Origin of the sequence: Halobacillus sp. BAB-2008 (assembly GCF_000328325.1) — a bacterium.
Taxonomy (GTDB): Bacteria; Bacillota; Bacilli; order Bacillales; family Halobacillaceae; genus Halobacillus.
In genome coordinates this window covers 18,111-30,762 of record NZ_ANPF01000084.1, presented here as the reverse complement: position 1 = coordinate 30,762, position 12,652 = coordinate 18,111, and the positions used below count along the sequence as shown (strand labels likewise).

At 47.4% G+C, this 12,652-nt stretch carries 13 protein-coding genes and 1 pseudogene; all 14 read right to left on the bottom strand.

Annotation, left to right across the window (positions count from 1 at the left end; genetic code table 11):
* The 14 genes and pseudogenes from pyrH to flhA all read right to left on the bottom strand — a co-directional run bounded on the left by pyrH (position 1) and on the right by flhA (position 12,645).
* Positions 1 to 723, bottom strand: coding sequence for a UMP kinase (gene pyrH, locus D479_RS17340; protein WP_008639597.1), 723 nt, complete (start codon positions 721 to 723; stop codon positions 1 to 3).
* A gap of 107 nt (positions 724 to 830) precedes the next feature.
* Complete coding sequence (gene tsf, locus D479_RS17335; protein WP_008639595.1) at positions 831 to 1,715, bottom strand: translation elongation factor Ts; 885 nt, start codon at positions 1,713 to 1,715, stop codon at positions 831 to 833.
* A 137-nt stretch (positions 1,716 to 1,852) separates the two neighbouring features.
* Positions 1,853 to 2,590: a 30S ribosomal protein S2 gene (gene rpsB, locus D479_RS17330; protein ID WP_008639593.1), complete on the bottom strand. Its 738-nt coding sequence runs from the start codon at positions 2,588 to 2,590 to the stop codon at positions 1,853 to 1,855.
* 148 nt (positions 2,591 to 2,738) lie between these two features.
* A complete protein-coding gene (locus D479_RS17325) occupies positions 2,739 to 3,200 on the bottom strand; it encodes a hypothetical protein (RefSeq protein ID WP_008639592.1) in 462 nt (153 codons plus the stop codon).
* Positions 3,201 to 3,231: 31 nt separating this feature from the next.
* Positions 3,232 to 4,008 (bottom strand): FliA/WhiG family RNA polymerase sigma factor, encoded by a 777-nt coding sequence (locus tag D479_RS17320; RefSeq protein WP_008639590.1) that lies wholly within the window; start codon positions 4,006 to 4,008, stop codon positions 3,232 to 3,234.
* 38 nt (positions 4,009 to 4,046) lie between these two features.
* Complete coding sequence (locus D479_RS17315) at positions 4,047 to 4,526, bottom strand: chemotaxis protein CheD (protein WP_236096549.1); 480 nt, start codon at positions 4,524 to 4,526, stop codon at positions 4,047 to 4,049.
* A 7-nt stretch (positions 4,527 to 4,533) separates the two neighbouring features.
* A complete protein-coding gene (locus D479_RS17310) occupies positions 4,534 to 5,163 on the bottom strand; it encodes a chemotaxis protein CheC (protein WP_008639586.1) in 630 nt (209 codons plus the stop codon).
* Positions 5,163 to 5,633 (bottom strand): chemotaxis protein CheW, encoded by a 471-nt coding sequence (locus D479_RS17305; RefSeq protein WP_008639584.1) that lies wholly within the window; start codon positions 5,631 to 5,633, stop codon positions 5,163 to 5,165. Before D479_RS17305 ends, D479_RS17310 begins: the two co-directional genes overlap by 1 nt.
* An 11-nt stretch (positions 5,634 to 5,644) precedes the next feature.
* Positions 5,645 to 7,630: a chemotaxis protein CheA gene (locus tag D479_RS17300; RefSeq protein WP_008639583.1), complete on the bottom strand. Its 1,986-nt coding sequence runs from the start codon at positions 7,628 to 7,630 to the stop codon at positions 5,645 to 5,647.
* Between the two features lie 5 nt (positions 7,631 to 7,635).
* Positions 7,636 to 8,694 (bottom strand): chemotaxis response regulator protein-glutamate methylesterase, encoded by a 1,059-nt coding sequence (locus tag D479_RS17295; protein ID WP_008639581.1) that lies wholly within the window; start codon positions 8,692 to 8,694, stop codon positions 7,636 to 7,638.
* Positions 8,691 to 9,551: a MinD/ParA family protein gene (locus D479_RS17290; RefSeq protein ID WP_008639580.1), complete on the bottom strand. Its 861-nt coding sequence runs from the start codon at positions 9,549 to 9,551 to the stop codon at positions 8,691 to 8,693. Before D479_RS17290 ends, D479_RS17295 begins: the two co-directional genes overlap by 4 nt.
* Entirely contained in the window at positions 9,544 to 10,413 is an 870-nt protein-coding gene (locus D479_RS17285; RefSeq protein WP_008639578.1) for a flagellar biosynthesis protein FlhF, read from the bottom strand. The genes D479_RS17290 and D479_RS17285 overlap by 8 nt, the downstream gene beginning before the upstream one ends.
* Positions 10,414 to 10,421: 8 nt before the next feature.
* Positions 10,422 to 10,619 (bottom strand): hypothetical protein, encoded by a 198-nt coding sequence (locus D479_RS21340; protein WP_008639576.1) that lies wholly within the window; start codon positions 10,617 to 10,619, stop codon positions 10,422 to 10,424.
* Positions 10,616 to 12,645 (bottom strand): annotated as a pseudogene (flhA, locus tag D479_RS17275) (flagellar biosynthesis protein FlhA). The gene D479_RS21340 and the pseudogene flhA overlap by 4 nt, the downstream one beginning before the upstream one ends.
* Positions 12,646 to 12,652 lie beyond the last annotated feature (7 nt).

The following is a 12,652-nucleotide window of genomic DNA, read 5'->3' as shown; positions in this document are numbered from 1 at the left end:
TTATTTCCCCCTCACGATCGTTCCAATATTTTCGCCCATTACGGCCTTTTTGATATTACCGTCTTCTGTAATAGAGAATACCAATAAATCGATATCGTTGTCCATACATAGGGAAGATGCAGTGGAATCCATGACTCCTAGCCCTTCGTTAAGGACGTCCATGTAAGAGAGCTGGTCGTACTTGACAGCATCTTCATTCAGTTTTGGATCATCTGTGTAAACACCGTCAACATTATTCTTCGCCATAAGAATGACGTCGGCTTCAATCTCAGCAGCTCTCAAGGCCGCTGTCGTATCCGTAGAGAAATACGGATTACCTGTACCCGCAGCGAAAATGACGACACGCTTTTTCTCCAGGTGGCGGATCGCTTTTCTGCGAATATATGGCTCGGCTACCTGTCTCATTTCAATAGATGTCTGAACACGGGTCGGAATACCGAGGTTTTCCAGGCTGTCCTGCAGTGCAAGAGAGTTCATAACCGTTGCGAGCATTCCCATATAGTCGGCATTCGCACGATCCATGCCCATTTCTGCACCGACTTTTCCGCGCCAGATGTTTCCGCCTCCGACGACGACAGCAACTTCTACTCCCAGTTCCGCTACTTCTTTCACTTGTCTAGAGACAGACTTGATGATGCTCGGCTCCAATCCGAATCCTGCCTTACCACTCAAAGCTTCTCCACTTAATTTTAATACGATACGACGATAACGAGCTGTAGTCATAGTAACCTCCCGTGAATTTTGCTATTCCTGTTTGCTTGCACATCTGCCACTATGTAGCATGTTTGAAAATAGGGAACACCGACAGTGTCCCCTACTCTTCACTATCCTTATTTTTTAACTTGGCTCATTACCTCATCAGCAAAGTTTTCTTCACGTTTCTCCATACCTTCTCCTACTTCGAAACGATCGAAACCAGTGATTTGTCCGCCTGTAGAAGCGACGAACTGTTTCACTTTCTGGTCAGGATCTTTAACAAAGCTTTGGTCGAGCAGGCAGATCTCTTCGAAGAACTTGTTGATGCGTCCTTCTACCATTTTCTCAACGATGTTGGCAGGTTTGCCTTCGTTAAGCGCCTGAGTCTTAAGAACTTCGCGCTCTTTGTCTGCTTCTTCGGCAGGGATTTCATCACGGGATACATAACGAGGACTTACAGCCGCTACGTGCATCGCAACGTCTTTAGCTGCCGCTTCGTCTGTAGAACCTTCAAGGACGGTAAGGACACCGATGTTCCCACCCATGTGAAGGTAAGCACCAAACGCATCGTTATCTGTTTTTTCTTTGATTACGAAACGGCGAAGGGAAAGCTTTTCACCGATTTTCGCTACGCGGTCTGTAATGTAGCTGCTAAGAACTTCTCCATCACCGTGAAGTTTCTGTTCAAGCGCTTCTTCTACAGTAGCCGGCTTTTGGTTAACCAGGTGTTGACCAAGTTCTTTCAAAAGCTCTTTGAACTGGTCGTTCTTTGTTACGAAGTCTGTTTCACAGTTCACTTCGAAAAGAACAGCCGTGTTCCCTTGGATTTCAATTGCAGCAGAACCTTCTGCAGCGATACGATCTGCTTTCTTAGCAGCTTTGGAGATACCTTTCTCACGAAGCCACTCGATCGCTTTGTCCATGTCACCATCAGTTTCTGTCAGCGCTTTTTTACAGTCCATCATACCTGCGCCAGTTTTTTCACGAAGTTCTTTTACCATTTTTGCATTTACAGCCATTGTTAAAGCCTCCTTGTTAATATACAAATCGAAGCCGCTTCTCTGTCCTGGTCAAGGATGAGAGGCGGAATATTAAAGAAAGTCTCTTTAAAAAAGGTGATAAAGGTACGTCCCCTTATCACCTTTTTGACCCTTTTTTACTCTTGAGCAGCTTCTACTGCAGCTTCTGTTTCTTCCGTTGTTTCTGTTTCTTCCCCTTGTTTCGCTTCAAGAACAGCGTCTGCCATCTTGGAAGTCAACAATTTAACGGCACGGATTGCGTCATCGTTTGCTGGGATGACATAATCGATTTCGTCTGGGTCACAGTTAGTATCAACGATACCTACAACCGGGATATTCAATTTATGAGCTTCAGCGATTGCGATGCGCTCTTTACGAGGGTCAATGACAAACATTGCATCCGGAAGGCTCTTCATTTCTTTAATTCCGCCTAGGAATTTAACAAGACGATCTTTCTCTTTAAGCATGTCGACAACTTCTTTTTTAGGAAGTACGTCGAACGTACCGTCTTCTTCCATACGCTCAATATCTTTCAAACGATAGATACGTTTGCGGATTGTTTCGAAGTTAGTAAGCGTTCCACCCAACCAACGTTGGTTGATGTAGTACATGCCACAACGAGTAGCTTCGTCGCGGACAGTGTCCTGCGCTTGTTTTTTCGTACCTACGAAAAGAATGTTACCGCCGTCAGCAGCGACCTCTTTCACGTAGTTGAATGCCTCGTCTACCTTCTTCACAGTTTTCTGAAGGTCGATGATGTAAATCCCGTTACGCTCCGTGAAGATGTATTTCTTCATTTTCGGGTTCCAGCGACGGGTTTGGTGTCCGAAGTGAACACCAGCTTCTAGCAGCTGTTTCATAGAAATTACTGACATGTTAGTTCCTCCTGTTAGGTTTTTTTAGTATCCTCCGCCTCTATCATTTCCTCTAGTGAACTCTTCTTGTGAAGAGCAACCTCACCGGAGGATCCAAAGGCGTGTGTATTGACACCGTCAGTAAATATACCACAAGAGCGGAGGACGTTCAAGTTTTTTCGCTAGTTTTTTGGCTCCATTTGTACAACAGCTCCACTTCTGTCTTTCCTCTATCTAATTTCCGGGCTGTTTCTTCAATGGTAAGGCCGCTCTGCATCATGTCGATCACCTGCGACTGCAGGGAACGCTCATAAATAACTTCTGTTCCTTCTACAGGGACGGGGGGAGTATAAACCGGAGCACTCTCCCGAATAGATGCTTTCGCTTGGTGCTCATCGGTGTATGTAACCGGCTTTTGTTCCGGAGTATTTGCCACCCATGCCATCAAACGCTCATTCTCATCTTTCAGCTCTGCTAAATAGGAAGTAAACAGGTCGTCTATTTCAGAAGCGGTCTCTTGCTTCTGCTCTTCCAGTTCCCCTGCCTGTTTGACTCGCTTCATCAGTATGAAAATAGCATAAAGCAGCACCCCGTCGATCAGGAAGCTTATGGATAATAGAAATCCTGTCATCTAATCACCTGTCAATTCTGTTGATATTCCGTCATGCTTCTATCATCTCCCGTAGGGAATGACGCAGTTTATATATTGCTTTCGCATGAATTTGCGAGATTCTGGACGTGGTCAGCTCCAACACATGACCAATTTCCGTCAACGTCAGTTCTTCATGGTAAAACAAACTGATTACCAGCTGCTCCTTTTCATTCAACTGCCGTATTTCTTTTGCAAGCTCCTGGAAGTTTTCTTTTCGTACAATGGAGTCCTGTGGTGTCCGGGTCTGTTCATCAGGGATGGAGTAGCCGATTCCTTCTTTATGATCTTCCCTGCCGTCTTTCGGTTTTTCTTCCATAGACAGGACGTTCGCATAAAGAGAGTCTTTCACGATCTCTTCCACTTCTGCCTGCGTGACCTCAAGCTCTGCAGCCACCTCCCATGAGGTAGGAGGACGCTGCAGTTTCTGCTCCAGCCTTTCTGTCGTCTGTTCCACCTTCTTAGCTTTGTCCCGGACAGATCTTGGGAGCCAGTCCTCTTTTCTGAGACCGTCCATAATGGAGCCCCTGATTCTGAAAGATGCATAGGTATCGAATTTCAAATCTCTTGTCGGATCGAACTTCTTCAACGCATCGTAGAGACCGAACATGCCCAGGCTGCGGACATCATCTTTGCTCACGCTTTTTGGAAGGTGGGCAGATATCCTTTGTACGTGGTAATTTACAAGATAATCATATCGCTCGACTAAGTGGTTGACAGCATCTACGTCCTGCTTCTTCGTCCAAAGTTCCCACCACTGTTGTTCCTGAGGAGATAAACAGCTGGCCATTTTCATCCTCCCCGCTTGTTTATTGGATCGTTGTCCCATTATATAATCCGTTCCCCCGCCCCGACCGTTCGTATCTTAAGGGCATTGGTGGAAGGATCGAATTCAATTGTTCTTCCTTTTGATCCCCCAACGTCTGCTGCGACAATCGGAATATGAACCTTTGCGAGACACTGACGTACCGCTTTGACGTTCCTCGGCCCAATCCGCATCGTGTCATTTGCCTCCCCGAACTGAAACATTTGTGACCCACCGGCAATTTTCGCTTTAACCTTATGTAGGGGAACACGCTGCTCTTTTATTAGTCGGCAGAGATCTTCTACAGCTGTATCTGCATACTTGGCCCGGTTCCGCGCATTCCTTGAAACCGTCGAATCCGGCAGCATGATATGACCCATGGCCGCGAACTTTGACCTCTCTTCGTAAAGGACGATTCCGACACAAGAACCAAGTCCCGACGTACGAATCGTGTCCGGAGCTTTCACACCAGCCATCTCCCCTATCCCTACACGTATGAGCATCCCTATCTCACCCATCCGCTTGAATTCCCAACGACTTAAAAATACGGTCATAGGATACAGGATCCGGAAAGAAGAAAATGTGCCCTTTCATCGATTCCGCTTTCTCGCGGTCCACCAGAACCGTCTCTATAACCAGAGCAGTGTCCCTGTCAACGGCAATTCGAACCAGCCCTTCACTGAGGACGGCACCTGCCATATCCTTGGATAAAGAAGGAATGGACGGGTACATCGTGAGTGCTGTCATTTGGTTCAATGCTGCTAAATACGAGCCGGACAAAATGTTCCCAAGTTCTTTGACGGCAGATACAGCCAGCGTCGGATCGTTTCTATATGACTGCCCGGCCGCAAAAGTCAAGTGGTCTGCGAACATGGCGGCTTGTTTAGGAGAGAAAAGAAAGAACATATATCCAGAGGCGTCGCCGTGGATTTGCAGGCAGACTCCTACCACTTCTTCTTCGCTCCCTCCAGCAAGTTTCAGCACCTCATCGAAACCAGCAGCATGGACATCGGGAACATGCATGTCAAAGCCTCTGCCCAGAAGACGGGAAAGGGCCGTCGCAGCATGTCCGGCGCCGATCGTCCCTATCTCCCTCCACACGTCTATGTGTGCCTTAGTATAGCTGAAGCTATCCTCCATTAATTTCCAGCCTTTTGTAAGCTCTTCGCTTCTTCTTCTGAGAGGATTTTCTCCAAATTCAACAAAATGAGAAGCCTGTGTTCCTGTTTAGCAACACCCTGTATATATTCCGCCTCTACGGTACCGACAATCTCAGGCGGTGGTTCGACATCCGTTTCGTCCAGGTCAAGCACATCATTCGCTGCATCCACAATCAACCCGACATTCAGCTCTCCCACCGTTACCGTGATAATCCTCGTTCTCTCATCAGCTTCTTTGAACGGCAGGCCGAATCGTTCTCTAAGGTCAATGACAGGAGTGACTACTCCTCTCAGATTTAAGACACCTTTAACAAATGCACTTGTCCCCGGAACACGGGTGATCGGCATCATTCTTTCTATAGAACCTACTTGATCAACCGGGACCGTATATTCTTCATTATTGATTTGAAAGACGATGACTTTCTTAATGGATCGGCTTTGTTCCGTCATTTCTATCCCTCCTATTTAATTAGTGCATTGCTGTCCAGAATGAGCGCTACCTGTCCATCCCCAAGTATTGTAGCCCCCGAGATGGCGAATACACCGGAGAGGTACTCTCCGAGTGATTTCAGCACGACTTCCTGCTGTCCAATGAACGTATTGACAACGAGAGCTGCCATTTTTTCTCCTTTTCGAACGATAACAACGGAATAATGCTCCTTTTCTTCCAGCGATTCCGGTACATGAAGGATGTCTTTTAAGAAAACAAGTGGAACGACCCGCCCGCGGAAGTCGATGACCTTCTTATTGTGGGCATGGAGGATGTCTTCCTTCTTGACAATCGCGGTTTCTATTATAGAAGAAAGCGGAATTGCGTACTTCTCTTCCTGGACTTCCACAAGCATGACGGAAATAATGGAAAGTGTCAGAGGAAGCTGAATAGAGAATCTGCTCCCTTCTCCGGAGACACTCTCAATCGTGATGGCTCCCCCCAGAGATTCAATCGTATTCTTTACGACATCAAGGCCGACTCCTCTGCCGGATACATCAGAAATAGTATCAGCAGTGGAGAAGCCGCTTGCCATGATCAACTCGAACACTTCCGAATCCGTCATGGTTTCCGCTTGTTCCCGTGTGATTATCCGGTTACCAACAGCTTTTTCAATTACCTTATCCCTATTTATTCCGGCACCGTCATCCGTAATTTCGATGAACACATGGTTTCCGCTGTGGTAAGCCTTGAGCTCCAAACTTCCTGCCGGGGGCTTCCCTTGCGCTGTGCGGATTTCCGGACTTTCAATCCCATGATCAAGCGCATTACGAATAAGGTGGACAAGCGGATCACCGATTTCGTCAATGACGGTTCGATCCAGCTCCGTTTCTGCTCCAAGTATGGAGAGATGGATCTCTTTATAGAGATCCCTTGAAAGTTGACGAACCATTCTTGGAAAGCGATTAAACACCTGTTCAACAGGCACCATACGCATATTTAAAATGATGCTCTGCAGATCACCGGAGATCCGGACCATCCGCTCTACCGTTTCCTGAAGCTCGTCATGCTTCATTTCATTAGAAATTTGTTCCAGCCGCCCACGATCGATGACAAGTTCTTCAAACAAATTCATTAATGCATCCAGTCGGTCGATATTGATTCGTATCGTTTTATTTCCAATCTGCTTCTTCTCTGATTCTAACTCTTCCTTCGTCTCTTCTTTTCGTACTTCTTTTATCTCCTGCGCCTTTTGTTCAGGAAGCTCATAAGGAGAAACGTCCACTTGCTCCACTTCCGAAACCTGAAGAACTTTCTCCTTTACTTCCTCCGCCGGTTCTGTTGTCGTCAGCAAGACGGTGAACTGTTCTTCGAAGGCTTCATTCTCCAAATCTTCTGCAGGTGGATTCGTTTGCAGCACTTCCCCCATTTGTTCGAGAACTTCAAATATCATGAACACGCGGACCGACTTGAGCAGGCAGTCCTCCCTTAAACGAACCCGAACCTCATAATTAATATGTCCCTGCTCCTCCGCTTGGCGAAGGACGGCGGAGGTATATTCATCAACCTTTGGAAGACCCTGCTCGGGCAGGGGATCGGCTGTTGTCGCAGCCGCTTCATCCAACTGACCAGCCGCAGTGCCTTCCTCTATGGATTGAAGCATGCGAACGACTTTCTGCACATCCCTCTCTCCATTTCCTCCATTTGCTATATCCACGACCATCGCTTCTAAATCATCAACGGAATCGAAGACGACATCAAGGACCGGACCATCAACGATAATGTTTCCGTTGCGAACGGCGTCCAGGACGTTTTCCATTTTATGTGTCAGATCAGAGAGATCCTGATACCCCATCGTGGCAGACATTCCTTTCAACGTATGAGCGGAACGGAAAATTTCATTAACAATGCTTAAATCCTCGGGATTCTTTTCTAGTACGAGCAGGTGGTCATTAATCGCTTGCAAATGCTCTCTGCTTTCATCGAGAAATACTTCTAAATACTGATTCATTTCCATTGCGTTTACTCCCTTCCGTTTTGGAGTGACAGGATTAAAGCCTTACTGATATCCTCTAAATCGGCTACTTCATCCGACAACCCCGACTTCACTGCTGCTTTAGGCATCCCGTATACGACACACGTCCCTTCGGACTGTGTGATGCTGTAGGTATGCCGGATTTTCTGTTTCAATTTATGCAACCCTTCCGAACCGTCTGCTCCCATCCCCGTCATGACGACTACGGATGGAGTAACACCCGCCAAGTCTGACAAGGAAGAAAACAGCCGGTTGACCGAAGGGCGATGCCCGGACAGAGCAGGCGTCTGGTCGAGCACCGTGTACCATTCACCGCCCCGTTCACGGACGGTCATATGAAAATCTCCAGGAGCGATATACGCCGTCCCCTGTTCCAAGCGTTCGCCGTCTTCCGCTTCTTTGATCGTTATCTCTGCCAGTCTGTTGAGACGCTCAGAGAGAGATTTCGTAAATCCTTTCGGCATATGTTGGACGATTAAGACGGGAACAGGAAGCTCCCGTGGCAACGAGGTAAGAACCTCTTGCAGGGCTCTGGGGCCGCCGGTCGATGTTCCGATGGCAATCAAGTTCCTTCTGTTTTCCGCCCTTAACCGTGGGTGGGTCCTTTGCTTTTCCTGCTTAGTGGAAGTGGGAAGAGCAGTAACATTGGCTCCTCCCGCAGCTATTACTTTCCTTATCACCTGGTACTGGACCGTTTCCATATCAAGGGAAATGGATCCGGACGGCTTTTGAATGACATCCACCGCACCTAAGCTCAGGGCTTTAATGGTGCTGTCTGCGCCTTCCTTGGTTAGACTTGACACCATAACGACAGGCGTCGGACGCTTCTGCATAATGATTTCAAGGGTGGTCAAGCCGTCCATCACCGGCATTTCTACATCCAATGTAATCACGTCCGGTTCAAGGGCCTCCATTTTCTCAAGCCCATCCCGACCGTTTCTTGCAGCAGCCACCACTTCTATTCTGGCATCCCTTTCCAAAATATCCGTTAAGATCCGGCGCATGAAAGCCGAATCGTCTATGATAAGAACCCGAATCTTGTTCATCGCTTCCCCCTTGCAAACATCAGATTCTTCAGCTTATAAAGAAATTTACCGGTCCGCTCCGGCTGCTTTTCGTTTAAATAATTTCCGACGATATGCTTCATCATCGTTCCTGCCTTGCTCCCTTGAGAATCAAGCACAAAGGGCCTTTGTCGCCTTACCGCTCTAAGAACGGCGCTGTCATCAGGAAGGAGGCCTGTTTCGTTCAACTCCTTTTTAAGAAAGCGCATAGCTACTGTTTTGAGCTTGTCCATGGTTTCACGCCCTTCACGGGCATCCAGAACCCTGTTTACTAAAACGGAAATTGGCAGATCCGGCGCCCTTTGGACTACATGCTTGATCATGGCATATCCATCCGTCATTGCCGTCGGCTCAGGCGTCGTAACCAGCACCGCTTCATCGGCCGAGCGTATGAAAGCAAGGCTTTCTTCAGTAGCTCCCGCCCCCATATCAAGAATAATATACTCATAGACTTCCAATAGCTGCCGGAACTGATCTTGAAAGAAACCAAAGTCCCCCTCATCCATATGAAAAATGTCCGACAACCCTGATCCACCGGAAATATAGCCAAGCCCGGCAGGACCTTCCTCTATGATGTCTCTGACGGATAATCCCCTGCGGAATAAGTCAGGAAAAGAATAAGCCGGAGTCACTCCTAATAAAATATCAACGTTTCCCATTCCGATATCCAGATCGATCAGCAGCACCCGTCTTCCTTTTTTCTGAAGTGTCAATGCGAAGTTAACAGATATGTTGGTTTTTCCTACTCCGCCTTTTCCACTTATGACTGCAATCGTCCTCGCCGTAGGAACGGTATCGTTTTCCATCCTCTGACGGAGCTGCTGTGCCTGGTCATTCATGAGCGAATCCCTCCATCAGCAACCTGGCAAGGTACATAGGCGATGCTTCTTTTCTATCATCAGGCACATCCTGACCATTGGTGAAGTACGCAATTCCCTTTCCTGTGGATGAAGCCATATTGACAGCACTTCCGATATGGACTGTTTCATCCATCTTCGTAAATATCAACTGATCGACAGGAAGATCTTTGAATTCTTTGTAAACCGCCTTCATGTCAACTAGCTTGCTCGTAAGACTCAACACGAGAAAATTCTCCGAATCGTTGTCGAAATCAATTAAATCTTTCAATTCCTCTACATAAGCAGCATCACGGAAATTCCGCCCTGCGGTATCTACGAAGACAAGATCATAATCTGCGAACTTTTCTCTTGCTGCCTTGAAATCATCCGCATTATAGGCTACTTCCAGAGGAACATTGAGAATGGTGGCATACGTCTTAAGCTGGTCTACAGCAGCGATTCGGTAGGTGTCCGTCGTAATGAATCCAACCTTCTGCTGCCGGTGAAGTATAGCGTCGGCTGCCAGTTTTGCAAGGGTGGTCGTCTTCCCGACTCCCGTGGGACCGACCAGATGTACAAAAGGTTTAGAAAACGTCGACTTTCCGAAACTCAACCCCTTCAAATGGTCGTATATTTCATTTGTCAGTCGTTGCTTTAACACCTCCGTATCTTCTGTCTGCTCGTATTTTTCCAGCAGTGCATCAACGAAGTAGCCGGCAAGATCTGTCTCCACTTCTTTAGAAATTAAATATTCATAGGCGTGTTGATAGAGAGGTGGATAGTGTGAATCCTTCTTTAACAGCAGTTCTTTCATCTGCCGGATTTCTTTCACGATTGCCTCTTCATCCTTGGATGGCGGCATGTTTACCTCTAGTTCACTGCCCTGTTTTTTTGGTCTTCCGGATCGATTGCCGCAATAACCTCCGTCTGCTCACGCTTGAAAAAACCGAGGAATCCGCCAGTCTTTATGTTTTTAGAATTCAAAATGACGGCATCCGCTCCAAGCTCCTTTCGCACCTTCTTCATCGCTTCTGGCATCGTTGGCGCCTGGATTTTTCTTATTTTCATGCCACATTCACCACCCCTATGCTTTGTACCTCGGCACTTGGTTCCAGCTCGTTATAAGAGAGGACGACTACTTGTGGAAGGAAGCGATCCAAAAGCTGCTTCACATACATCCGAACAGCAGGAGAACAAAGAATAATGGCCGTTTCTTCCTGTAAGGACATCTGCTCCACCTGTTCTGCTATGGATTGAATGATTGCTTGCTGGCTGTCTGGATCAAGGGCAAGATAGCTGCCATGCTCCGTTTGTTGGATGCTATCTGCTATCATTTTCTCCACTTTACCGGAAACGGTGATCACCTTTACCTGGTTATCCGCCGACCGGTACTGGCCGGTAATCTGAGCGGAGAGCGCCTGTCTTGCATACTCGGCCAGGAGATCCGTATCACTCGTCATTTTGCCGAAATCAGCAAGGGTTTCAAAAATAATCGGCAGATTCTTGACAGAGACGTTTTCACGGAGCAGCTTGGATAAGACCTTCTGTATATCCCCGACGCTCAAAGGTTCAGGAGTCACTTCATTGACAAGGATTGGATAGGAATCTTTCAGGTGATCGATGAGCTGCTGCGTTTCCTGACGACCGAGAAGGTTATGGGCCTGTTGTTTAATGACCTCTGTAATATGAGTGGAGACGACGGAAGGAGGGTCGACGACCGTGTACCCAGACAACTCCGCCTCATCCTTTTGTTCTTCCGTTATCCATTTAGCAGGAAGACCGAATGCCGGCTCGTTTGTATCAATGCCTTCTATTCCGTCATCCCCTTCCGGACTCATAGCAAGAAAGTGATCGAGCAGCAGTTCCCCTTCGGCTACTTGATTCCCTTTAATCTTCAGCCGGTATTCATTCGGGCCCAGCTGAATATTATCCCTGATCCGAACCACCGGGATCACAATACCAAGTTCGATCGCCAGCTGCCGGCGGATCATAACAATCCGGTCGAGCAGGTCTCCCCCCTGGCTTGTATCCGCAATGGGAATAAGCGCATATCCAAATTCGAATTCTATCGGATCCATACTGATTAACTGGACGACATTTTCAGGCGACTTCATTTGATTGCCGTCTGCCTCATCCAATTCTTCCGGTTCTTCAATTAAAGGAGCTTTGTCTTCTCTCGACAGCCAAAAAGCCCCGAAGGCGAGAACGGAAGAAATCAAGGTCGTAAGAAAGAAGTTAATCGGGGTGAGGCCGAGCAGAAATATAGTGATGGCCGCAATATAGAGCAGCTTCGGATAGCGAAGCAGCTGGCTCGTTACATCCGTGCTCAAATTGCCTTTAGACGCAACCCTCGTAACTACAATCCCGGTAGCTGTGGAGATAAGCAAAGCAGGAATCTGACTGACAAGCCCGTCTCCCACCGTCAGACGCATATACGTATCAATCGCTTCATTAAATGACATGCCCATCTGGACCATCCCGATGATCAGTCCAAAGATGATATTAATCAGAACGATAATGATTCCGGCAATAGCGTCTCCTTTGACAAATTTACTCGCACCGTCCATCGCTCCGTAAAAATCCGCTTCCTGTTCAATCTTTTCACGGCGGTCTTTCGCCTGATGTTCGTTGATCATACCGGCATTTAAATCAGCATCAATGCTCATTTGTTTTCCCGGCATGGCATCCAATGTGAACCGGGCAGCCACTTCGGACACCCGTTCTGCCCCTTTTGTGATGACAAGGAACTGGATGATAATCAGGATGATGAAGACGACGAATCCGACAAGCGGGTTTCCACCAATTACAAACGTCCCGAGGTCGCCACGACACCGCCTGCATCCGCCTCTGACAAAATGGAACGGGTAGTGGAAACGTTCAACCCCAAGCGGAACAATGTTAGTAAGAGTAACAAAGTGGGGAACACGGCGAACTGTAATGCCTCTTCCATGTTCATAGATACAAGGATGACGATGAGAGCTAACGTGATATTGATAAGAATGAAGAAACTGAGAAGCCACCCCGGAAGTGGTATGACGAGCATGATAATAATTAAAATCACACCGATGAGTACAGATAAATCTCTTGCTGACATGTGGGGC

Bases quoted from the DNA above. Each gene is read 5' to 3' on its own strand.
- pyrH (WP_008639597.1), bottom strand. From the start codon at position 723: ATGACTACAGCTCGTTATCGTCGTATCGTATTAAAATTAAGTGGAGAA.
- tsf (WP_008639595.1), bottom strand. From the start codon at position 1,715: ATGGCTGTAAATGCAAAAATGGTAAAAGAACTTCGTGAAAAAACTGGC.
- rpsB (WP_008639593.1), bottom strand. From the start codon at position 2,590: ATGTCAGTAATTTCTATGAAACAGCTGCTAGAAGCTGGTGTTCACTTC.
- D479_RS17325 (WP_008639592.1), bottom strand. From the start codon at position 3,200: ATGACAGGATTTCTATTATCCATAAGCTTCCTGATCGACGGGGTGCTG.
- D479_RS17320 (WP_008639590.1), bottom strand. From the start codon at position 4,008: ATGGCCAGCTGTTTATCTCCTCAGGAACAACAGTGGTGGGAACTTTGG.
- D479_RS17315 (WP_236096549.1), bottom strand. From the start codon at position 4,526: ATGCTCATACGTGTAGGGATAGGGGAGATGGCTGGTGTGAAAGCTCCG.
- D479_RS17310 (WP_008639586.1), bottom strand. From the start codon at position 5,163: ATGGAGGATAGCTTCAGCTATACTAAGGCACACATAGACGTGTGGAGG.
- D479_RS17305 (WP_008639584.1), bottom strand. From the start codon at position 5,633: ATGACGGAACAAAGCCGATCCATTAAGAAAGTCATCGTCTTTCAAATC.
- D479_RS17300 (WP_008639583.1), bottom strand. From the start codon at position 7,630: ATGGAAATGAATCAGTATTTAGAAGTATTTCTCGATGAAAGCAGAGAG.
- D479_RS17295 (WP_008639581.1), bottom strand. From the start codon at position 8,694: ATGAACAAGATTCGGGTTCTTATCATAGACGATTCGGCTTTCATGCGC.
- D479_RS17290 (WP_008639580.1), bottom strand. From the start codon at position 9,551: ATGAATGACCAGGCACAGCAGCTCCGTCAGAGGATGGAAAACGATACC.
- D479_RS17285 (WP_008639578.1), bottom strand. From the start codon at position 10,413: ATGCCGCCATCCAAGGATGAAGAGGCAATCGTGAAAGAAATCCGGCAG.
- D479_RS21340 (WP_008639576.1), bottom strand. From the start codon at position 10,619: ATGAAAATAAGAAAAATCCAGGCGCCAACGATGCCAGAAGCGATGAAG.